Annotated in this window: 15 protein-coding genes and 4 pseudogenes; 6 read left to right on the top strand and 13 right to left on the bottom strand. The window is 41.9% G+C overall.

What is annotated here, in order from left to right; all coding sequences use genetic code 11:
- Positions 1-25: 25 nt before the first annotated feature.
- From ACRWSG_RS10510 to ACRWSG_RS10490, 5 genes and pseudogenes are all read right to left on the bottom strand, one after another.
- Positions 26-703 (bottom strand): TIGR00153 family protein, encoded by a 678-nt coding sequence (locus ACRWSG_RS10510; RefSeq protein WP_462166223.1) that lies wholly within the window; start codon positions 701-703, stop codon positions 26-28.
- A gap of 150 nt (positions 704-853) precedes the next feature.
- Entirely contained in the window at positions 854-1,555 is a 702-nt protein-coding gene (gene phoU / locus ACRWSG_RS10505; RefSeq protein WP_462166222.1) for a phosphate signaling complex protein PhoU, read from the bottom strand.
- A gap of 40 nt (positions 1,556-1,595) precedes the next feature.
- Positions 1,596-2,432, bottom strand: coding sequence for a phosphate ABC transporter ATP-binding protein PstB (gene pstB / locus ACRWSG_RS10500; RefSeq protein WP_462166221.1), 837 nt, complete (start codon positions 2,430-2,432; stop codon positions 1,596-1,598).
- A 26-nt stretch (positions 2,433-2,458) separates the two neighbouring features.
- Positions 2,459-4,108 carry a phosphate ABC transporter permease PstA gene (gene pstA / locus ACRWSG_RS10495; protein WP_462166220.1) on the bottom strand — a complete coding sequence of 550 codons (1,650 nt, stop codon included), beginning with the start codon at positions 4,106-4,108 and terminating at the stop codon, positions 2,459-2,461.
- Positions 4,109-4,123: 15 nt separating this feature from the next.
- Positions 4,124-6,357 (bottom strand): annotated as a pseudogene (locus ACRWSG_RS10490) (ABC transporter permease subunit).
- A 348-nt stretch (positions 6,358-6,705) separates the two neighbouring features.
- Here ACRWSG_RS10490 and ACRWSG_RS10485 point away from each other — a divergent pair.
- The 3 genes from ACRWSG_RS10485 to ppx all read left to right on the top strand — a co-directional run bounded on the left by ACRWSG_RS10485 (position 6,706) and on the right by ppx (position 10,894).
- The gene (locus tag ACRWSG_RS10485) at positions 6,706-7,212 is read left to right on the top strand and encodes a glycine cleavage system transcriptional repressor (RefSeq protein WP_054552472.1); all 507 of its coding nucleotides are present in this window, start codon (positions 6,706-6,708) and stop codon (positions 7,210-7,212) included.
- Positions 7,213-7,332: 120 nt separating this feature from the next.
- Positions 7,333-9,414 carry a polyphosphate kinase 1 gene (gene ppk1, locus ACRWSG_RS10480; RefSeq protein WP_138600185.1) on the top strand — a complete coding sequence of 694 codons (2,082 nt, stop codon included), beginning with the start codon at positions 7,333-7,335 and terminating at the stop codon, positions 9,412-9,414.
- Positions 9,407-10,894 carry an exopolyphosphatase gene (gene ppx, locus ACRWSG_RS10475; RefSeq protein WP_462166219.1) on the top strand — a complete coding sequence of 496 codons (1,488 nt, stop codon included), beginning with the start codon at positions 9,407-9,409 and terminating at the stop codon, positions 10,892-10,894. The genes ppk1 and ppx overlap by 8 nt, the downstream gene beginning before the upstream one ends.
- 53 nt (positions 10,895-10,947) lie before the next feature.
- On the opposite strand, the pseudogene ACRWSG_RS10470 reads toward ppx, so the two are convergent.
- The 7 genes and pseudogenes from ACRWSG_RS10470 to ACRWSG_RS10440 all read right to left on the bottom strand — a co-directional run bounded on the left by ACRWSG_RS10470 (position 10,948) and on the right by ACRWSG_RS10440 (position 19,867).
- Positions 10,948-11,405: pseudogene (locus tag ACRWSG_RS10470) on the bottom strand (hypothetical protein).
- A 142-nt stretch (positions 11,406-11,547) separates the two neighbouring features.
- Positions 11,548-14,651 (bottom strand): annotated as a pseudogene (locus tag ACRWSG_RS10465) (efflux RND transporter permease subunit).
- Positions 14,648-16,104, bottom strand: a pseudogene (locus tag ACRWSG_RS10460) (efflux RND transporter periplasmic adaptor subunit). The pseudogenes ACRWSG_RS10465 and ACRWSG_RS10460 overlap by 4 nt, the downstream one beginning before the upstream one ends.
- Positions 16,097-17,419: a TolC family protein gene (locus ACRWSG_RS10455; protein ID WP_462166217.1), complete on the bottom strand. Its 1,323-nt coding sequence runs from the start codon at positions 17,417-17,419 to the stop codon at positions 16,097-16,099. Before ACRWSG_RS10455 ends, ACRWSG_RS10460 begins: the two are co-directional and overlap by 8 nt.
- A gap of 104 nt (positions 17,420-17,523) precedes the next feature.
- Entirely contained in the window at positions 17,524-17,877 is a 354-nt protein-coding gene (locus tag ACRWSG_RS10450; protein ID WP_054552465.1) for a hypothetical protein, read from the bottom strand.
- Between the two features lie 43 nt (positions 17,878-17,920).
- The gene (locus tag ACRWSG_RS10445) at positions 17,921-18,535 is read right to left on the bottom strand and encodes a paraquat-inducible protein A (protein ID WP_462166216.1); all 615 of its coding nucleotides are present in this window, start codon (positions 18,533-18,535) and stop codon (positions 17,921-17,923) included.
- Between the two features lie 54 nt (positions 18,536-18,589).
- Positions 18,590-19,867: an EAL and HDOD domain-containing protein gene (locus tag ACRWSG_RS10440; RefSeq protein ID WP_462166215.1), complete on the bottom strand. Its 1,278-nt coding sequence runs from the start codon at positions 19,865-19,867 to the stop codon at positions 18,590-18,592.
- A 203-nt stretch (positions 19,868-20,070) separates the two neighbouring features.
- Between ACRWSG_RS10440 and ACRWSG_RS10435 the strand changes: the two genes are divergently transcribed.
- The 3 genes from ACRWSG_RS10435 (at position 20,071) to ACRWSG_RS10425 (ending at position 22,343) form a co-directional block, all read left to right on the top strand.
- Positions 20,071-20,733 (top strand): substrate-binding periplasmic protein, encoded by a 663-nt coding sequence (locus tag ACRWSG_RS10435; RefSeq protein WP_462166928.1) that lies wholly within the window; start codon positions 20,071-20,073, stop codon positions 20,731-20,733.
- An 83-nt stretch (positions 20,734-20,816) separates the two neighbouring features.
- Positions 20,817-21,383: a PhnA domain-containing protein gene (locus ACRWSG_RS10430; protein WP_054552461.1), complete on the top strand. Its 567-nt coding sequence runs from the start codon at positions 20,817-20,819 to the stop codon at positions 21,381-21,383.
- Between the two features lie 150 nt (positions 21,384-21,533).
- Complete coding sequence (locus tag ACRWSG_RS10425; RefSeq protein WP_462166214.1) at positions 21,534-22,343, top strand: META domain-containing protein; 810 nt, start codon at positions 21,534-21,536, stop codon at positions 22,341-22,343.
- Positions 22,344-22,398: 55 nt separating this feature from the next.
- On the opposite strand, the gene ACRWSG_RS10420 is transcribed toward ACRWSG_RS10425, so the two are convergent.
- Positions 22,399-23,238, bottom strand: a complete 840-nt coding sequence (locus ACRWSG_RS10420; protein WP_054552459.1) for a 23S rRNA (adenine(2030)-N(6))-methyltransferase RlmJ — start codon at positions 23,236-23,238, stop codon at positions 22,399-22,401.
- Between the last annotated feature and the right edge of the window lie 63 nt (positions 23,239-23,301).

Raw genomic sequence — 23,301 nt, 5'->3', positions numbered from 1 at the left:
TTTTCGTGTTTGAACTGATTTTTAATTAACGAGCTAACATCAGCTCAAGACGAGAACCTACGCGCTCTGCAATATCTGCAAGCTCGCCTACCCACTCAATGATTCTGTATAAGAACATCACGTCAACAGGGTTAAGTTCATTTTCGATGGCGCGCAATTGACGGCGAATTTTGATTTGCATGTCATCCGTGTCTTGTTCAATAGCGTCCAATTCAACGAGCATTTTTTCAACTAAAGTCACTTCGCGACCTTTGAAGCCCGTTTCAAGCAGCTCATCTAGCTCATTGATTGCTTTTGACGCTTGTTTAGTCGCATCAACACAACGAGTTACATAAGCAAGGAAATCTGTTTGGATTTCGGTAGGTATGATCATCTCACGACCAACTACACGACCTGCGATATCTTTTGCTTTGTTAGCAATTTTGTCTTGTTGAGTAACAAGCTCTAGCAAATCGGTACGCTCAACTGGCATAAATAAGCCACGAGGTAGTTGAAGGCGGATGTTACGTTTCATTTCATCAGCTTCACGCTCTAAATTACGAATGTTTAGACGGATTTCTTCCGCTTCTTGCCATTCTTCTTTAAACACGTGATTAAAGAAAGGGATCAATGCTTTACTTGCTTGATGTACTTTCTTAATGTGATCTTCCATAGGCTTAATAGGTGATTTGGCAAAAACCCCTAAAAATGCATTTGTAGGCATAACTGACCCTTTATAAATTAGTATGCTTTGGCAGCTGCGAATTTTACAGCATTGTGTTCGATTGTGAACGCTTTTTCTGCCTTACATCACCAATAATAGACAAAGCGGCCAAAGGCCGCTCGGTTTAATAATGAAAAGTTGCGGTTAAATTTACAGCGACTTTTCGATATCTTCTTGAGATGTATGACGAATATCTTTGCCGTTAACAAAATAGATGATGTATTCAGCAATATTCTGGCAACGGTCGCCAATACGCTCTAATGAACGAACTGACCACACTAAATCCATAATTTTCGGGATTGAGCGTGGATCTTCCATCATATATGTCATGATTTGACGGGTAATTGCTTCGTATTCACGGTCAACTTTAGCGTCTTCTTTATGTACTTCAAACGCACATTGCACATCCATACGTGCAAATGCATCAAGTACATCATGAAGCATTTTCGATACTTGGCGACCCATGTTTTCAATGTTCACCAGTAGGTCTTGCCGATCTTTCGTGAATGAATCCAGCGCAACTTTAGCAATACGCTCAGCTTCATCACCAATACGCTCTAAATCGGCAATTGTTTTTGCAATAGCAATTACAAGACGTAAGTCACTCGCTGCCGGCTGACGACGAGCGATAATGCGTGTACATTCTTCGTCGATGTTCACTTCCATTGCATTTACTTTGTAGTCGTTTTCACGAACTTTTTGTGCAAGATCGGCATCACCATTACTAACAGCATCCAGTGCACTGTTTAGTTGCTGCTCAACTAAACCACCCATGTTTAATACATGGTTACGCACATTTTCAAGCTCTTCATTAAAGCGGCCCGAAATGTGTTTATTGATATTATGTTCCATTGTCTACCTCTATAAATTTCGTTTACGGTACCAAGTGACTTTATTGACTAACCGTAACAACGTTTGTAATGTAGTCTTCTGTTTTCTTCTTGCTTGGTGTTGTAAATAACGTATTGGTATCTGAATACTCAATCAACTCACCCATGTACATAAACGCAGTTTGGTCTGATACACGAGCAGCCTGTTGCATGTTGTGAGTAACGATTACCACGGTAAACTTATTCTTTAAGTCGTTAATTAGCTCTTCGATAACTAAAGTAGAAATTGGATCTAGTGCCGATGTAGGCTCATCCAGAAGTAGTACTTCAGGCTCGATAGCAATTGAGCGAGCAATAACAAGACGCTGTTGCTGACCACCCGATAGGCCAAATGCACTATCGTGTAAACGGTCTTTAACTTCATCCCATAACGCCGCGCCACGTAAAGATTGTTCAACCACTTCGTCTAGTTTACGCTTTTCTTTAATACCTTGTAAGCGTAGGCCATAAACGACATTTTCGTAGATTGATTTTGGAAATGGATTAGGACGTTGGAATACCATCCCGACATTTCTTCGTAGTGCAGCAACATCTACATTCTTATCATAGATATTGTGACCATGTAGTAAGATCTCACCATCGATACGACAGCTATCAACAAGGTCGTTCATACGGTTGATACAACGTAAAAGTGTTGATTTACCACAACCCGATGGACCGATAAATGCTGTTACCTGACCTTTCGGGATGTTCATATTTACGCCGCTAAGCGCTTGTTTATCACCGTAGTATAGATTTAAGTTTTTAATCTCTAACGCTGTTTGTTCTGCAGTTAGGTTATCTAAATCTAGCTTTGCCGCGCTTTTCGCTTGGTTTACTTGTGGTGCAACTGTAATCATCTCTGTCTACCTATAAAAATTCTGTATTAATGCTCAAGAGCTCTAAACTTTTCGCGTAAGTGGTTACGAATACCAATCGCGGTGATATTCAGGGCGATAATTACTGATACCAGTAAGAATGCCGTGGCATATACCAGCGGACGTGCCGCTTCTACGTTAGGGCTTTGGAAACCAACATCGTAAATGTGGAAACCTAAGTGCATAAATTTTCTATCTAAATGTATGTATGGGAAGTTACCGTCAAGTGGCAGTGTTGGCGCCATCTTAACAACACCAACAAGCATTAGTGGTGCTACTTCACCGGCTGCACGTGCAACCGCTAAGATTAAACCTGTCATAATCGCTGGGCTTGCCATCGGAATGATGATGCGCCATAGCGTTTCTGCTTTTGTTGCGCCAAGTGCTAATGAACCATGACGAACCGTACTTGGAATACGTGATAAACCTTCTTCAGTCGAAACAATAACAACAGGAAGCGTTAAAATTGCTAGCGTTAAAGCAGACCAAATCACACCTGGCGTACCAAATACTGGGCTTGGCGATGACTCAGGGTAGAACAATTGGTCAATACTGCCACCTAGCATGTATACAAAGAAACCTAGACCAAATACACCGTATACAATCGAAGGTACACCCGCAAGGTTGATTACCGCGATACGGATCATCTTAGTCACGGCATTTTTTGCTGCGTATTCATGTAAGTAAATCGCTGCAACAACACCAAACGGCGTCACAATCACTGCCATTAGTAATACCATGAACACGGTACCGAAAATTGCCGGGAATACACCACCTTCAGTGTTTGCTTCACGTGGGTCATCTGCTACAAACTTACCAAGTTGTACAAAGTAATGACCAAGCTTAGCAAAGAAGCCCATGTCATTAGGGAACCACACATCAAGAACTTGATACAGAGGTAAAGTAACCACTTCACCGCGCATGTCTCTTACAGTTACTTGGTCACGCTTTGCTTCTTTACGAAGCGCGAATAACTGCTTTTCTAATACTGTGTATTCAGCACGTAACTCAGCACGAGTTTGTGCAAGCTCAGCAACACGCTCATCGGTTAGTTCGTTATCAAGCTGATACGCTTTTTCTTTTAAGCGTAAACGTTCAAGCTCATAGTTAATATGACCAATATCACCGTTTTGTAAATCGAGTGCTTGGTCATTTAGGTCAACTGCACGGTCTACAAGATTATAAAGCACGACGATTTTGTTATCTGTGATAACTTCACCGTCTTTAATAACTTGCTCAACATAACCGTAAAAGTTACCGTTTTTGCTACGTTCGAATACTGCAAGCTCTGCTGGCGCAGTACGCGATGTAATGTCTGTCTCTAGTACCCAACGGAAATCTAGGTCAACATACTCACGGTTACCTGTTTTGATTAGTAAGCGCTCTAGCTGCTCTTTGTCGTAATGAGATAAATCAACGCCCGTCGCCTCAATACGTGATTTCGCAACTAGCTCACGGTCATAAACTTCACCGATCACTGTTTGTTTAGCAACTGAGCCTTGCAGCTCAAGTTGCACTACTTCTGATGGCCAGAAAAAGCTTAAACCTTTCCAAGCAATCATGGCTAGTAAGCCAAGAACCGAGATTAAACTGATGCTTACCGCACCGCCGGTCATCCAAATCCAAGGAGAACCAGACTTAAACCACTGCTTTACCATGTCGTGTCTCTCCACCTACATTGAACTGTATTTTTCACGCAGTTGCTGACGAACAAACTCAGCCACTGTGTTGAAAACGAATGTGAATATGAATAGTACAAATGCTGCTAAGAATAGAATGCGATAATGCGAGCTACCTACCTCAGACTCTGGCATTTCTACCGCGATATTCGCTGCAAGTGTTCTCATACCCTGGAAGATACTCCAGTCCATAATAGGTGTATTACCTGTTGCCATTAGTACAATCATTGTTTCACCGACCGCACGACCTATACCATCATTACTGCTGAGAAGATACCCGGGCTTGCTGTTAGTAGTACTACGCGAACCAATGTTTGCCATTGCGTTGCACCAAGTGCTAATGAACCGTTTGATAAGTGCTTAGGAACACTGAATACCGCATCTTCAGCAATTGAGAAGATAGTTGGGATAACAGCAAAGCCCATCGCAATACCAACAACTAGTGAGTTACGTTGGTCGAATGTCATACCTAATTCATTGGTTAGGTACTGACGCACATTACCGTCAAACATCCAAAGCTCAATTGAGTTACTCATCGCAAACGATAACCAGCCAATAAAGATAACCACTGGGATAAGTAAAATTGAATGCGAACCTTCAGGAATACGGTGACGAATTGACGCCGGTAGTTTGTTCCAGCCGAATGCAGTTAATAAGATACCAATTGGCAGCAACACCAATAATCCGACAATCGCTGGTAAATGCTCTTCAATTAATGGTGCTAACCAAAGACCAGCTAAGAAACCTAAGATTACCGTTGGTAATGCTTCCATAATTTCTACAGTCGGCTTAACCACTTTACGTAATTCACTCGACATAAAGTACGCCGTGTAAATTGCCGCTGAAAGCGCAATGGGTACCGCAAATAACATTGCGTACATTGCAGCTTTAATCGTACCGAATGAAATTGGCACTAACGAGAACTTAGATTCAAAGTCATCACTCGCAGACGTTGACTGCCAGATATAACCCGGCTCTGGATAGCCTTCGTACCACACTTCTTGCCATAATGCAGACCAGGTTACTTCTGGGTGCTCGTTATGGATTTCAATCACTTTTAACGCGTCATCAGCAAGAATCAGTGCCGCATTTGAACGTGGTGAAATAGCAAAGTTTTGAATTGGACCATCACTTACTTTACCTTGCCATAGTTTTGCATCACTGGTTGTGTAATAAATACCAAGCTCACCGTTAGCACCCGCTGTGAAGAAGGTACGACGATAGAACTCAGTAAAAATATTTAGTTTCGATTGCTTGCTGGTTTCAAATGCACGAATCTTTTGGAACTCACGGCCATTTTCAGTGTTTACTTCAAACCACTGTGATACTTCGCCATTATCGTTAGCAAGCATCAGTGAGTTTGCACCCGCTAATAGCTGAGTTGAAACTAGGTTCGCGTTTTCTTCGTTAGCTGCAAGCAGTTGGATTTGCTCAACTTCAGAAGGGTAACGGGTATCATATACGTAAATTTGATTTGCTGAACGCACGAATGTACGTGTTGTATCAGGTGAAATTAATAGCTCATCAACACGACCTTCGATATCAAGCTCAGTACGCTCAACAACCCACTCTACTTCGCCGGTGAACATGTTTTCTTCACCCACAAAGCTGCTAAATAAAACGCGCTTGTCAGCGGTTAAAGCAACAACAGCTGTTTTATCTTCGTAGTGGCTAAATGCAAATTTAGTGATTGCCGCACCTTGATCGTCAACCTCAAGCGCCATATCACCCAACGGGTAATCTAAACGCGGTGTTAATTGGCGTTGGTTGTTCGGGAATGTCACTAAGAATTTTGGCGCAACCACAACAACAGAGCCATTCTCTAGGCCGTATGCGTATTGCCCCTGAAACGGTGCAGAGCTTGCAAAGCTGCTTACATCGCTTGGTAATTCTGTATTAAGAGTGGTGATCTTTTTACCAAATTGCTCTTTTTCAACATTGTAAAAGTCCACATTACCTTTTTCACCGAGTAAAAAGGCAACTTCTGTTTGCTCTTCAATGCCAAGGCCAACAACTTCTGACGCATTTTGTAGTTTTACACTATTACGTGTTTCTACTTTTGCTGATTCAAAAATAGGTTGAACAACATAAAGAAGGTAAAAGAATATGAGTAGCAGTGCTACAAGCACCATTACGCCACCCGCGGAAATACCCCACTTGGCAAACCTGTCTTTAAATAGACGGCTTCTATCCGTATGAAAGGTAGGTTTATTCGGATTGGAAGTCATCAAAACACCCTTAAAACTTAACGTTGCGCGAATTATATTTCACCAAGATGACAGTAATGTTACAAACGTCATAATTCAGTGTAATAAAGCGAGTATTTCAGGGACGTATTTTAAAGTTAAAGAATGACCAAAATAAGTCATTGTGGAGCACTTTTATTACAGTACCACAATCAAGCTAACAAATTGTTATAACTAATTTTTTATAACTACAGTGAAAAAATTGGACAAACATTAAAACAGCATCAATACTCAATGAGACTTATTTTTTTCAACAATAAGAATCATTTTTAACCAACGCCTCCTCCCTTTTATTGCATTTTTCTGAGGCTTTTTTATAGAGATTTAAGTATGAAGCAGTTAGTAATTACTATTTTAGGGCCAGACAAACCCGGCCTAGTTGAAGATATTTCTGCCACAATTTTAAACCATCATGGTAACTGGCTGACAAGTAATTTGAGCCACCTTGCAGGTCATTTTGCCGGAATTATCGAAGCCGCAGTACCTGAAGAACATTTGCAAGAATTACAAGATGCTCTTCACAGCTTACCTTATCTTGAAGTTCGAATTGAACGTGGAACTGATACCTTGCCTGATGTTCCGTCTGAGGAAATTAACTTCGTGATTACTGGTAACGACAGACCAGGCATTGTACAAGAGCTAGCCAGCGTTATTCGTCACAAAGGGGCGAATATCACTCACCTAAATTCAAAACAACAAAGTGCACCTAACTGGGGCGTGCCAATTTTTAGTGCTGTTGCGACCGTTGCTTTGCCAATAGGCATGAACAAAGACGAAGTGATCAACGCACTTGAGTCTATTACCACAGATTTAATTGTTGATATTGAGGATGCTTAAACCAAGTACCACTTCTACAACTAAAGTTAGATTAAGCGTGTCACAAAACTGACACGCTTGTCATACTTGTGTCATCTGCATCCTCTACATTCTAACTAGCTATAAACGTTGGAAAACCAGATGAACGCATCACATTCTTCTTCTCAAGCCGTTAATTACTTTGCCAAAGAGCTAAGTTGGCTGTCTTTTAATGAACGCGTGCTGCAAGAAGCCAAAGACAAATCGAACCCGATTATTGAGCGCATGCGCTTTTTAGGTATTTACTCAAACAACATGGATGAGTTTTTCCGTGTTCGTGTTGCCGATGTAAAACGCCGCATATTACTTAATAAAATTCCTGATGCGAACTTTGAAGAAGACGAAATATTACTTCATCAGATCCAAAGTAAAGTGCTCCAACTTGGTAAAAAGTTTAACCAAATTCATAAAGATATTTTAAATGACTTAAACGAGCACAATATTCATGTTGAACAACCAGAAGAGTTGTCTGAATTTCATTTGAGTTGGCTGAAAAAATTCTTCCACGACAATGTGCTACAACACATATTGCCGATTTTACTCTCTGAAAAGAAAGACTACTCAGATCAAATCAACGACACCATGACCTATTTATTTGTCGAGATGACCAATCAAAAAAGTCATTATGCCATGATGGAAGTACCCACTGACCGCGTATCTCGCTTTGTTATTTTGCCACCAGAGAAAACACGCCGTCACAAAACCATAGTGATGCTTGATGACATCATCGCCTACTTTATTCGCGATGTGTTTAGCAGCTTTTTTAGCTTTGATGATATTCAATGCTACGCCATCAAACTCACCCGTGATGCCGAGTACAATTTGGATGATGAGCTAGAAGAAGGCTTGCTTGATAAAATGTCAAAGGGTCTTAAGCAACGTATTTCTGCTGAGCCTGTACGCCTTGTTTATGACGAGAGCATGCCAGCTGAAATGCTTAAAGTGATGAAAAAGCGCCTTAATATTAGTCAACATGATGCATTGATCCCCGGCGGTCGTTACCGTAACTTCCGCGATTTTATTGCGTTTCCGAATGTTGGCCGTCAGTATTTAGAAAACAAACCACTGCCTGCATTACAAAGCACAGCTTTTAACAATCACTCGAGTGTGTTTGATGCCATCTCTGAGCAAGATGTTTTACTGTATTACCCTTATCACACCTTTAACCATTTACTTGAGTTTGTACGCCAAGCCGCTTTTGACCCTGATGTTACCCAAATTAAGGTCAATATTTATCGCGTTGCGAGTCAATCTCGTCTTATCTCTACACTTATTAATGCAGCAAAAAATGGCAAACATGTCACCGTAATGGTTGAGCTGAAAGCGCGCTTTGATGAACAAAACAATATTGAATGGGCAAAAACTCTGAGTAATGCCGGTATTAAAGTAATCTTTGGTATTCCTGCATTGAAAGTGCACAGCAAGTTATGCGTTATTCATCGTAAAGAAAAGAACAACATCGTGAAATATGCCCATATAGGCACGGGTAACTTCCATGAGAAAACTGCCAAAATTTATACTGACTTTAGTTTATTTACCAGACATGAAGGTATTAGCGAAGAGTGCGATAGCGTTTTTAGATTCATCGAAAGTAGCTATAAACCATTTCAGTTTGATCACTTGATGCTATCACCAGTCAACGCACGACAAACTATTATGTCGCTAATTGATGCTGAAATAACCAATGTAGAGCATGGTAAGGCTGGCAAAATTACGCTAAAAATAAACAATCTTGTTGATAAAGAGCTGGTTGATCACCTCTATTTTGCCGCAAGACGCGGCGTGAAAATTCGCATTATTGTGCGTGGCATGTGTTCGTTAGTGCCCTCTGCCGTGAACGATAACATTCGTATTATTAGTATTGTTGACCGCTTTTTAGAGCACCCTCGGGTGATGGTGTTTCATAATAATGGCGAAGAAAAAGTGTATATTTCATCAGCGGATTGGATGACCCGAAATCTTGATCACCGTGTTGAAGTCGCCACACCGATTTATGATGAAAAATTAAAACAGCTTATTATTGATATTCTTGAGCTACAGTTTAAAGATAGATCAAAAGCGCGCATAATCGATAGCGAACAAAAAAACAGCTATGTGCGCCGTGGCAATCGTAAAAAAATTCGCTCGCAAATTGCCATTTATGACCACCTTAAGAAATGGGAAAGTAACTATAATAATGAATGATTATCCCTCAATTGCTGCCGTTGATTTAGGCTCAAACAGTTTTCATTTAGTGGTGGCAAGAGAGGTCGATGGCTCTTTGCAAATCTTACACAAAGAAAAGCAGCGCGTTTATTTAGCTGATGGTTTAGATGATAAAAATCACTTAAGCCAAGAAGCTATAGAGCGCGCGCTGGCGATTCTTAAGCAGTTTGCTACTACCTTACAGGACTTTCCCCTTGAGAATGTCAAAGTGGCGGCAACTTACACATTACGCCGCGCGAAAAATATTCATTCGTTCTTAACGCAAGCAAGTAAGGTGTTTCCTTACCCGATTGAAGTTATATCAGGGCAAGAAGAAGCACGTTTAATTTACCAAGGTGTTGCCCATTATATTCATCACGATGAAAACCGCTTAGTTATTGATATCGGTGGCGGCAGTACTGAACTCATCATTGGTAAACACTTTAAGCACAAGTTACTTGCTAGTCGCAACATGGGCTGTGTTAGCTATACCAAGCAGTATTTTGCAGATGGACAAATCACTGCTAAGCGCTTCGCTAAAGCAGAAGTTCGCGCAGAACAAGAACTCGAAGTAATTTTTGCTAATTACTTATCGGCTGGCTGGCAATCTGTGGTGGGAACATCTGGCACAATTAAATCTATCCTTGCCATGATCAATGCCAACGATGCAGAGCAAGAGCTAATTACTTTAGAGCGATTATTAGAACTAAAAACCCAGTTTATTGCTGCAAAACAAGTACAAGCGCTGCAAATTGAAGGTCTTACGCCTGAGCGGCAAGTGAGTATTTGTGGCGGTTTAGCTATTTTAATTGCGGTATTTAGGCTGTTTAAAATCGAAGCGATGCAGTACAGCGATTTTTCACTGCGTGAAGGCTTACTTCACGAAATGCAGCAAAAGCTCGCCCATAAGGATATTCGCACAAATACCATAGAGAATTTATCTGAACGTAACGCCATAGATAAAGAGCATGCTAATCGTGTCTCGACAACTGCAAAGTGGCTGTTTGAACAAGTAAGAGAGACATGGCATCTGACCGACTCAGATCACATAAATTTATTGGATTGGGCTGCGCAGCTGCATGAAATTGGCTTAGGGGTTAATTCATCAGGGATACATAAGCACAGCGCGTATATCGTGGCGAATAGCCAATTACCTGGCTTTACGCAGCAACAACAAACCTTGCTTAGTTGCATGATCCGTTTTTATCGGAAAAAGATCCGCTTAGAAGAGTTTTCTACACTGCATACCATGCAGCATTATGAAATATTGCAACTTATTGTGATTTTGCGCTTAGCAGTACTGCTAAATCAAAAGCGTATTACCGATCAAGGTTTTAAACTTGAGGTAACAGCCAAGCAAAATAGTATGTTCTTAAAGTTTCACAATAAGTGGCTTAAAGAACATACCTTGCTTTTAGCTGACTTACAGCAAGAGCAAAAATACCTTAAAAAAGTCGGCTTCTTACTCGATTTTCATTAAGCTGATTAATAGATTAATAGATTAATAGATTAATAGATTAATCGATTAATCGATTACATATCCATATGACGGTTTGAGCTTTGCATCATTTGCTTAAGGCGTCTTGATGTTCAAGCTCAAGTAAACGTTCGAGCTTTTCTTTGCTTTGCTCTGTATCAGCTCGCGATACCAAGTACTCGTATAAGTCGATGACTTTTTGGTGTTGCGTGGTTAAGTAAACCTGAATCGCCTTTTCATCAATTTGCTGATCTGTGCTGATATCGTTAAAAGTAATTAGCTCTGGGTTTTCAGCAAAATACTCATAGCAATAGGTATCAAGCGTGTTTATTTCTGTAATGGCTTTAAAGCCAACGAGATCTTCTGCTAGTTTCTTCTCATATTGCAGGTAATAATCCACCAGCATTTGATTATGCTCGTCCAGTAAGTCTTTAACACTGTGGAAATTGGCTGCCATTTGAGTATGAAATAACACTGTCCAATCATAAACTTGTTGTATTGTTTTAACTTGCATGTGCATTCCTTATTAAAATCAATTTAATATGACTTTGCATAAATCACACCAGCAACAAAAACAATAAATATCAACAACTTAAAAATAAAATGTGTAACTTACAGCCAGTAAAAGCGTACAAGTTACACACTGGCTGTAAAATTTATAGGTCGCGTTTACGCCATATAAAATAAAGCGCAGGTAACACAAGTAGCGTTAAAACTATGGCACTGAGCATCCCGCCGACCATAGGCGCTGCTATTCGGCTCATCACTTCACTACCCGTTCCAGTGCCATAAAGCACTGGCAGTAACCCTATGATAATAGTGGCAACTGTCATCATCACTGGTCTAACCCGAAGGCCTGCACCATTGATGATTGCTTGGCGCAGATCTGTAACCGTGAACTGTGCTGATTGCGCTTTAGCATCTTGATAAGCTTGGTTGAGATAAACCAGCATGATCACGCCAATTTCCACAGCAACTCCAGCTAAGGCAATAAAACCAACCCCAACTGCAACCGAGAAGTTAAAGCCTTCAAGGTACATCAGCCAAATACCGCCTATCATTGCAAGCGGTAAGGTTAGCATGATCATTGCCACCTCAATAAAGCTTCTAAAATTGAGGTATAACAGCACCACAATAATTGCCAAGGTGAGTGGCAACACGTAACTGAGTTTGGCTTTTGCGCGCTCCATATATTCATATTGCCCCGCCCACGTAATTGAGTAACCAGCGGGTAGCTCGAGTTGCTCATGCAGCGCTTGTTGCGCACGCTCAACATAACTGCCGATATCACTGCCTTCAATGTCAATTAAGCTCCAGCCATTAATACGTGCATTTTCACTTTTAATACCCGGCGGTCATCTTCGATAAAGACATGGGCAACATCAGCCAATGCGATACGCTGTCCGTTTGGTGTCACTATCGGTAACAACTTAAGCTCTTCTGGCGAGTCGCGATAATCTTGCGGGTAGCGCAAGTTAACTGGGTAACGCTCTTGCCCTTCAACCGTTTCTGTCACATTCATACCACCGATAGAGGTGGCAACTACCTGTTGTACATCAGCAATGTTCAAACCATAGCGCGCTGCTTTTTCACGGTTGATATCAACTTTGATGTAGCGACCACCGGCAACACGCTCTGAGTAAACCGACGCTGTGCCCGGTAAGTCTTTTAATATGACTTCAATTTGCTCACCGATTTTTTGAATTTCGCTCAGCTTAGGCCCTGCTACTTTGATCCCCACAGGTGTTTTAATACCCGTGGCAAGCATGTCGATTCGGGTTTTGATTGGCATAACCCACGCATTGGTAAGCCCTGGGAACTTAACCAGATTATCGAGCTCTTTTTTCAGTTTCTCGGTTGTCATGCCCTCGCGCCACTGTGATTTTGGCTTTAGCTGAATAAAGGTTTCGATCATGGTGAGCGGCGCAGGATCTGTTGCAGTATCCGCTCGACCTACCTTACCAAACACCGACTCAACTTCTGGCACACTAGCAATTAACTTATCGGTCTGCTGTAAGATTTCACGGGCCTTACCAATTGAAATACCTGGGTAAGTAGTTGGCATGTACATTAAGTCGCCCTCATCAAGGGGAGGAATAAACTCACTACCAATTTTATTAACCGGATAAAAGCCGATAGCAGCCAACACTAATGCCAGTAGCAATGTTGTTTTCGGCGCTTTTAATACTGCATTTAACAAGGGTTTATAGGCTGCCACCAATAAGCGGTTTACAGGGTTTTTCTGCTCCGAAATAACCTTACCGCGAATAAAGTAGCCCATTAATACCGGCACCAGTGTAATCGCTAAACCAGCCGAAGCTGCCATTGCATAGGTTTTTGTATAAGCCAGTGGCGAGAACATGCGCCCTTCTTGTGCTTCAAGAATAAACACTGGCATAAAGCTGACGGTAATAATTAATAAACTAAAGAATAACGCGGGCCCTACCTCTGCGGCTGAGTCCATCACTACTTGCCAACGGTTTTCATCGGTCAGTGGAGTTTTTTCCATATGCTTATGCATATTTTCTATCATCACGATAGCACCATCTGTCATTGCACCAATGGCAATCGCTATCCCACCAAGCGACATGATGTTGGCGTTTATACCTTGCCAATACATAACCACAAAAGCCGTTAAAATGCCCATTGGCAACGTGATAATGGCTACGATCGATGAGCGTATATGGAATAAAAACACCACACACACTAAAGCCACGACGATTAATTCTTCAATTAGCTTTGAGCTTAAGTTATCAAGCGCTTGGGTAATAAGGTTTGAGCGGTCGTACACAGGGATGATTTCAACTCCCTCAGGCAGGCCTTTTTTGAGCGACTCTAGCTTTTCTTTTACTAGTTTGATGGTTGCTTCGGCGTTTTCTCCAAAGCGCATTACCACAACACCACCAGTTACTTCGCCCTCGCCGTTTAGTTCGGCAATACCACGGCGCATTTGCGGCCCAAGTTTTATATCAGCCACATCACGTAATTGCAGTGGCGTGCCATTGGCATTAGTACCCAGCGGAATGGCTTCTAAATCTGCGACACTTTTGATGTAACCTGTGCTTGATACCATGTATTCAGCTTCTGCCATTTCGACCACTGAGGCACCACGCTCTTGGTTACCTTGCTTAATTGCTGTTTGAATTAAACTTAGCGGAATACCATAAGCACGCAATTTATCTGGGTCGACATTCACCTGATACTGCTTAACCATACCGCCAACAGACGCTACTTCTGATACGCCCGGCACCGTTTGCAGCTCAAACTTTAAAAACCAATCTTGCAAGCTTCGTAGCTGGCTAATATCGTGCTTACCAGTTTTATCCACCAGCGCATACAAGTAAATCCAGCCTACCCCTGTTGCATCAGGGCCAAGTTCAGGCCTCGCTGAATCCGGTAAGCGAGCACTTACTTGACTCAAATATTCTTGTACTCGACTACGGGCCCAGTAAAGGTCAGTGTCTTCGTTAAAAATAACGTATACATAAGAGTCACCAAAAAACGAGAAGCCCCTTACCGTTTCAGCTCCCGGCACCGACAACATCGCTGTAGTGATAGGAAACGTTACTTGGTCTTGCACCACTTGAGGCGCTTGTCCTGGGTAAGACGTTTTTACAATAACCTGTACATCAGATAAGTCAGGCAAGGCATCAACTGGGGTATTCTTTAAAGAAAAAACCCCAAAGCCTGCCAACATTAAAGACAGCAGTAATACAAAGAAGCGATTACCGACTGACCAACGGATCACGGCAGCTATCATTGCATTTCTCCTTGCATAGGGTGGCTCATGGTCATGATGTCAAAAATCACAAACTCACCGTCCACCAATTTAAAGGTAAAATGCACTTCATCATCGCTTTGCAAACTAGACATATCGATGCGCGGCGAAAAATGAAATTCCATAGTTGCAGCCCCGCGATCCACTTAGGGATGGCTTCGCGACTGATCACAGCTGTTCTGGCTTCGCGGTCAATGCTGTTGATCACGCCATTCACCATTGCGCTCTCGCTATCCGGTTCTTGCATACGCATAAAGTCAGAACTCTTACTTGATTCGGAATCTATTAAGAACTGCGCTGAAACCACAACGTTATCGTCTTTCAGTAAGCCTGATAAAATTTCGACATCATGATTATCACTACGACCTAGCGTCACAGCCACTGATTTAAAGCGACCTTCACCTAAATCAATAACAACACGGTCTTGGCTACCTGTGCGGATCACCGCTTCTTTGGCTATCACTAATTGTGGCTCTGTTGGCATAGTAGTAATGCTCACTTCAGCAAACATATTCGGTTTGAGTAAGCCATCTTGGTTAGCAAAGCGTAAACGCACGCGCAGGGTACGGTTTTTCTCATCAAGGGTTGGGTAAATATAATCAACCTTGCCTTGCCAACGTTTGCCCGGTAAGTAATCTAAGCTCATGGTAACAGGCAAGCCTTTATGAATAAGCCCTGCTTGACGCTCAAAAACTTCTGCCTCGACCCATACTTCTTCTAGGTGAGCAATACTCATCATGGTTGTGCCTGGTTTCACAAAGAAACCTTCGCGGATATTTAGCTCATCCAGTACGCCACTTTGCTTGGCATAAAAGGTAATGTTTTGTCTAACCTTTTGGCTTTGCTCTAATCGCACAATAAAATCGTCAGAAACATTCAGTGAGGCTAAGCGTGCTTTTGCCGCACGTATAAGCACTGCATTGTTACGTTTAAGGGCAAGCAGTAGCTCTTCTTGTGCATTCACTAGCTGTGGAGAATACAAGGTATAAAGTGGCTCGCCTTGCTTAACTTGGTCACCAGCGGCTTTTACATATAAGGTTTCTATCCACCCTTCGACACGAGGGTGAATATGCACGAGTTGGTCTTGGTCGTATTGCACATAGCCAACCGTATCAACCGTCGTTTGTAATGATTTAAACCTTACGGGTGCTGTTCTTACCCCTAAGTTATTAACGACTGCAGGTGAAACTCTCACAGTACCCGGGCTGTCTTCAGCGCTACTTTGCTCCTCATAAACGGGCACTAATTCCATACCCATTGGTGATAAACCCGGTTCATCACGGCGGTAATTACTGTCCATGGGCGCCACCCAATATAGCGGCTTTTTCTCAGCGCTTGGCATTTGTGCATGCTCTGGCTCAGCCAATTTATTTACAGCCGTTGCCAATGCTGCACCTACCGCCAAAGCGATAACTAATTTCACTGTGTTATTCATTGCTAGCTCCTTGGCTTTGTGCTGCATTTATTTGGTTATCTTTTGCTGCTGCGTAATAATTAAGGCGAGCGAGGGTTATTTGTTTATCAATTTCGATATTCAACGCATCAATTTTTGCGTTAAGTTCGCTAATGCGAGCACGCATCACTTCTGAAAAGTCACCATCATCACTGGTGTAAGCATTTAATGTCGCCTCAGCTTGCTCTGCCATTTGCGGTAATAGCTGCTGTTGATACAGCGCTTTGCGCTTGGCAAGTCGGCTCAACTGGCTAAGCTCTTTAAAATACTGACCTTGCAGTTTTTGCAGGGTAATAAGCTTGTTGGTTTTTACCGCCTCGGCATTAGCTATTGCGGCATTAACTTGTTGATCTTGACGATTATCAGTAAACAGCGGTAAATCAATACTCACCCCAATAGAGAATAAGTCAGCGCGAGAGTCACCCATCGGGGTATCATCACGATAGCCATAACCTAGGTTCATACCAAATTGCGGCTTATACGCCTCTTTAGCCACTTGCACTTGGGTGTTTTTGGCACGCATAGCATGATCAATGGCGATAATTGCCGGGTGGCTCATCAGCACTTCAGTCACCCCCGATGATGCAAGCTCTTGATAAGGCATTACTGCTATCACCTTGGTGTTTTCATCGCTCACTGCACCGTTTAGCATTTCAATAGGTAGCCATTGTGCTAGTCGCTTTTTGGCACTATCAAACTGTTGCTCTAACATCACCAGCTTATCTTCAAGCCGAGTCAGCTCTAGCTGGGCGCGAATAATATCCTGCTGGCGAGTCGCACCAAGTGTATTGGCATAGCTTGCTTCTGTAATATCAATAAGTTGATTAAATAAGGCTTTATCTTGGTTGATCAGTTGAATGCTTTTTTGTGCGCGATAGGCATTTAGCCATGCTTCGCTAACAATAGCTTTAACCTGTGCTTGGCGGTCTGCTCTAAGCCAAGGGTATTGCTCAGCCGATTGTTTTAAAGCTTGTTGCTGTAAGGCAAGACTATCACCTCGGCTAAATTGCTGTGACAAGCCCACTTTGAATTGCGTCATACCCTCTTGGTCAAAGGCAAAGCCATCGGTTGGTAAGTTCATGAGTCCAACGGTTAAAACAGGATCTGGCAAGGTACCTGCCGCAATGCTTTGCGCTTCTATCGCCTGTTGCTGGTATTTATTTGCCTGTAACCAAGGCTCGTGAGTCAATGCATAATCAATCACCTGATTGAGTGCTAACGGCTCTGCTTTCACTAAACTTGAGGTTATCAATACTGCGCCTAGAGAAAGCGACTTAATCAATTTGCTGTGAATCATCACATGCTCCAAAAATCTTAAAAATGGTTAAAAAACAATAGATTTTGGGTGCAGAATGAGGTGTATTTCAGCGTTTTACTGAATTTTAGACAGACCTATCCTGCTTAAGCAGTAATAGGTGGACGATATAAAGAACTGACGTGAAAACTAAGCTGGCTGGCGCCTAACATGGTGACTTTTTCTGATTGCTTAATTGATTTAACAACTAAATCATTTAACGGCAGGAGTGAGTGAGCTGTACAGGCATTGAACGGACACGCACAATCGCTGTTATCCATTACGTCTTCATGGCAACAATCCATATCACTCATGTCGCTGTCAGCATTCATATTAGCATGATGATCCATTTGCATGCTGGCATGTGGCATATCACATACCATAGCAACAGACGCAACTGACTGACCCACAAAAGTGAGCAGCATCATAGCTATCAATAAGTAGCTTGAAAGTCGCGTCATCATCATACCTTAAAAATTAAGTGCCCAAATTGTAGCCCGAAATTTACGAACTCGACAAGGGCTTATCTATTTTTATGCTACTGCTGGCAGCAATAGCAAACAAGCAATAACCTGTAAAATACCAAAATCCATCACCCAATTCAGCATGCATTTTTATCAACTCGCCCATTTGCCCATCGGCATTACCTGCTAAATAAGACACGATCAATGCAATCACAAACACATCGACCATGCTCCATTTACTTAGGTCTTGTATGAGTTGACCGAGCAAATACTTAAACCTATTCACTGGTAAGAAACAATAAAGCAATTGCATCAGGAGTTTTAAGGTGGGAATGACAATCGAGAACACTGCTACAAGCACGGCAACAAGGTAGTTTTTGTTATTAGCAAGCTCATTCACGGTGCCCCAAATGCTGCGTGTTTTTTTGTAGGCATCGATTTCTCCTTCAAGCTTATCAAGCCCCAGCATGCTTGATGCCATCATTAACACGCTACGGGTATTGCGATCGCCTTCATCGGCAATCATTTCAATACCTGTTTTGGCAAGCTTAGATTTATCAATTTTTCCTTCAAGGGTGAGCACTGGCTGGGTTACACCGGGAATAAGTAACACTAAGGCAATTAAAATAGCCAGTATAGGAAAAACAACACGCATTAGTTACAAACCTTTTTAATACTTAGAGTCTGCATCATAACGAACTCTGCGCTCTTAGTCTGTAACCGATGATAAGCTTGCGAATACTTCATCTGCGTATGCGCGGGCATCATACATAGCTTGAAAAACCACATCCATTTTTGAGGCTGGGCGGATCATCTTGAGTAGTTCAAGGGCTGTGTGCCACTGCTCTTCTTCCATTGCTTTAGCAAGTTGTAAGCTCGCCCCTTGCATGCCATTAAAGTTTAACAGTGCACTCGAAAGCTCACTACCCAGTGAAAACTCTTTGGCAATGATATTAAGCTCCATATCTAAAATAGCGTCTAAAACAGAGAGTAAGCCGACTAAATAGCCTTGTTCAGCTAGGTCTTTACCGCCGGGTTCAAGCATCAACGCAATAAATTTAGCTCTTGTTAAACCAAGTTTGGTCAGCTCTTGCGGTTTGTCATTGCCTAATTCGCTTAGCGCTAATACCCGCACAAATTGTCTAATCGCGTCTTCACCAAGGTAAATAACCGCTTGTGAAATCGAACGAATTGTTTGCCGGCTATTACTTATACGCGCATTAACTAATTTTAAAATGCGTGCTGTAAGGCCTATATCTTTAGCAACACGTTGTTGAATTGCATCAAAATTTAAATCTGTTTGCGCAGTACAGTTAAGTAATTCAAGCACAGCAATTTTTGATGGTTCAACATTACCAAAACTCAAAAGCTCCGGCTTGGCAAAAAAGTAGCCCTGAAACAGGTCGCAACCTGCTGCTTTTAGTTGTTGAAAGTCTTCATAATTTTCAATGCGTTCCACTATGATAGTGGTTTCTGGGAAGCTACGTTTAAGCTTTTTGATCATCATGTTGGTTTTGATAATCGGCTGCGTAACTTCAAGCTTAATAAAATCCATCAAAGGCAAAATATCTTGCCATTTCTCTGTGCCATCATAATCATCAAGCGCGAACAAATAGCCTTCTTGTTTTAATTGTTTAACGCGGTTCACTACTTTTGGAATGCTAGTAGCCCGCTCCACTATTTCGATAACCGCACTGCGTGGCTGCAACAGCTTAGGAAAGTCATCCAAAATAGCGTCAGTCGATAGATTGATAAACGCAGGTTGAAAACCTGTTAGCTTCTCGAGTCCCATCAACATTAACGCGTTAAAAAACAGCCGCCCCGTTGCTTGGTCATCACTCGTTCCTACCGGAAAGACATTATCGCTCGATTCTCTATACAATAATTCGTAAGCATATAAACTTCTATCAGCATTAAATATTGGCTGCCGGGCTATATACTGAGTCATGCTCTGACTTTTATTACCTTCCATACTTAATTCTGACATTCAACTTCTCACTTAAATGTGGCTAACTCCACATTACTATTGTTATTAGTATAGTGAAAGATGTTTGCCTTGCTAAAAAACAAAAATCCAACCAAACTAGGTACATGAAAACGAATTCAATCAGACCATTGCGCTTCTCTAACTCGATTTTCTTACTGTTACTTTTTCTTACTCAAGCAGTTTTGGCTGAGCAGTAGCCTGTACTGAAATATAATGTAACCGGCTCTGGGAACTACTATCCTTATTATATTGATGACAAAAGCAATCCAGGGATCCTCCCCGAACTGATCAAGCAAGTTATGCAGCTTGCTGATGTTCAAGTAAAGCATGTCGAGCTTCCTGCAAAACGAACCGTCAAATACCTTCACCAAGGGAATATTGATTTTGATGTCATAAGCCCCGAGTGGCTGAGCCAGACAGAAAAACAAAACCGACAATTTAGTTACTCAGACACCCTGTTTGCAGTTGAGGAGTATCTCGTGAGTTTAAAAAGCTCGGTGGCTCAATGGCAGCAACTCAACAGTATTCGTAATCAACCCGTAGGGACTGTTTTAGGCTATTACTATTATGACGATAACCGCTTTAAACGGGTTGATTTTCACTCTGAACAACAGCTCATTCAGGCACTAAAAATACACCGAATTGAGGTCGTCATAATAGATAAACTGCCAGCATTATATTGGGCTGAGCAATTTGATGCTGATATCAGTTTTGGCGCATTACACTCGCTAGGCAACCTAAAAATTCGCCTGCGCAGTGAACATCAATCATTGTTACCAAAAATAAATGCAGCAATCAAAGAACTTAAAAATTCTGGCAGCTTAGATGCCATAATCAATAAATACACAAAAACTATACCCCTATAATAACTAGGGATATTCCGCTTCAGTCCCTCTTTTGCTATAATGCGCGCTGTTTTTCTTACCTTGCAAACTTAAAAGAGCCTCCTATGAGCATTGAACAAGCCCTAATCGAACGCAGTAATAACCAATGTGAACTTTGTGCCGCTACAGATAACCTATCTGTATACGAAGTGCCGCCTGTTACAGAGGCTCATTCTGATAAATGCATTTATGTCTGCCAAACTTGTAAAGATCAAATCGAAAACAATGCTGATTTAACTGCAAACCATTGGCACTGTTTGAATGACAGTATGTGGAGTCAAACTCCAGCGGTACAAGTTGTCGCTTACCGCATGCTGAAACGCTTAGCTACTGATAACGGCTGGGCACAAGATGCACTCGATATGATTTATCTTGAAGAAGACACATTAAAATGGGCGCAAACAGCGCTAGCTGAAGATGACGACATTAAACACATCGACAGTAATGGTGTTGTGCTGCAGGCGGGTGATACAGTGACACTTATTAAAGATCTTGATGTGAAAGGCAGCAGCCTTGTTGCTAAGCGTGGCACAGCAGTAAGAAACATTGGCTTAACGAGCAACCCAGAACACATTGAAGGCCGTGTTGATGGTCAACGCATTGTTATTCTAACCAAGTACGTGAAAAAATAACGAACTCTCAATTTGCTTTTTAAAGCGAATCCGTAATTAAGAAAATGGGCCTAGTGCCCATTTTTTGTTAATTAAGCTATGATTAAGTCAGCGAACTTTATGCTTATTCAATTACAAAGACGCATAACCCTAAAACGCAAGGAAACAATCATGGCTTCGGATACCATCTCATCTTTCAAACGCGCTTCTCTATGCAGTTTAATGATCTTAGGGAGCAGCTTAGTATTAACAGGTTGTGGTGAAGACTCTGCTGCACCACAAGCTGAGCAATCAACTATGAAAACCCTCAATACTCAGGTTATTTATTTAGACCGCAGCATGCTGCCACCGGGTTCAGTATTAAAAGTACAACTTGCTGATGTATCAAAAATGGATGCCAAAGCAGAGGTTATCAGCGAAAAAGAAATTGAATTAAATGGTGCACCACCATACAACGTGGCACTTGAATATGACGAAAGCAAAATTGCTGACCGTCACCGCTACAGTGTAAGTGCACGCATTGAGAATCAAGGTAAATTACTTTACATCAGCACCACTCACAATAATCCATTTGCCGAAGATGCCGCTGGCGATCTGTACAAGGTAACGGTGACTAAAGTATCAGCGAAAAAGCCAGACGTGACTTTGACCAATACCTATTGGAAAGCAGTTACCATCAGTGGTGAGGCTATCACCGTTGAAAATAAAGAACCTTTCGTACAGTTTAAAGACGATGGTTCAACCAATGGTCACTTAGGTTGTAATAACTTCTCAGGTAGTTACGAGGTTAATGAGCAGGCGCTCACATTCAAGCCATTAGCAAGCACCAAAAAAATGTGTGTATCACAAATGGATATTGAAGCGGTCATGTCGGCAGCACTTGCAGCCACGGCTAAGTACTCAATCAATGGTGAGCAGTTAACCTTGTTAGATGATAGTGATGAGCCACTTGCGACCTTCGCAGCGACTTATATGAATTAACAACAGTTAAATTAACAACGCCCAGCAATTGCTGGGCGTTTCTGTATTGAAGAAATTACTCTTCAACTAATTGTTCACTGCGATAAAAACCACTGCTATCGCTTAGTATGGAAACAAGTTCTGGTAATACAGCATCCATCGTTTGCTTTAATTTCCATGGCGGGTTGATCACTATCATACCCGATGCAGTCATACCATGAACGTCGGTATCGGCCTCTGTTGCAAGCTCGAAAAGCTGAATGTTACGCATACCCGATGCGATTAAACCCGCCTCCATTCTGTCAATTCGTTCACGGTCTACAACCGGATACCAAATCATGTACGTCCCCGTAGCAAAGCGTTTATGCGCCTTAACAAGAGTATTAACGACCGTATCGTAATCGTTTTTTATTTCGTAAGGAGGGTCAATAAGCACGCAAGCTCGACGTGATGCTGGTGGTAATAAACCAATTAAGCCTTGAAAGCCGTTTTCACCACGTACGCGAATAGAACGCTTACCTTTCATGTTGTCTTGCAGTAACTGTAAGTCACGTGGATGCAACTCAAAGAACCAACCGTTATCTTGGCGACGTAAAAAGTGCTCTGCAATTTTTGGCGAACCTGGGTAAAAATCTAAATTACCATTTGAATTAAATGATTTAATCAGCTCAATATACTCATTAAGTGCATCATGCTCACTGTTGTGCTGCCAAAGCTTAGCAATCCCATCTAAATACTCTTGTGTTTTTTGTGCATCACTGCCTGCAAGTTCAAAAAAGCCAGCACCTGAGTGGGTGTCCACATAATCAAGTGGTTTGTCTTTAATTGTTTGGTACTTAAGAACTTCAGCTAGAACAAGATGTTTTAGTACATCAGCAGGGTTACCTGCATGAAAGGAGTGTCGATAACTAAGCATATTTATAAATCGCCAAATGCAAAACTGCATTAAAAATGAATTGCCATATTGTACATGATAAAC

Source organism: Pseudoalteromonas sp. GB43 (genome assembly GCF_054923805.1).
The sequence above is the reverse complement of the archived record's forward strand: the minus strand, read 5'-3'. Positions and strand labels throughout refer to the sequence as shown.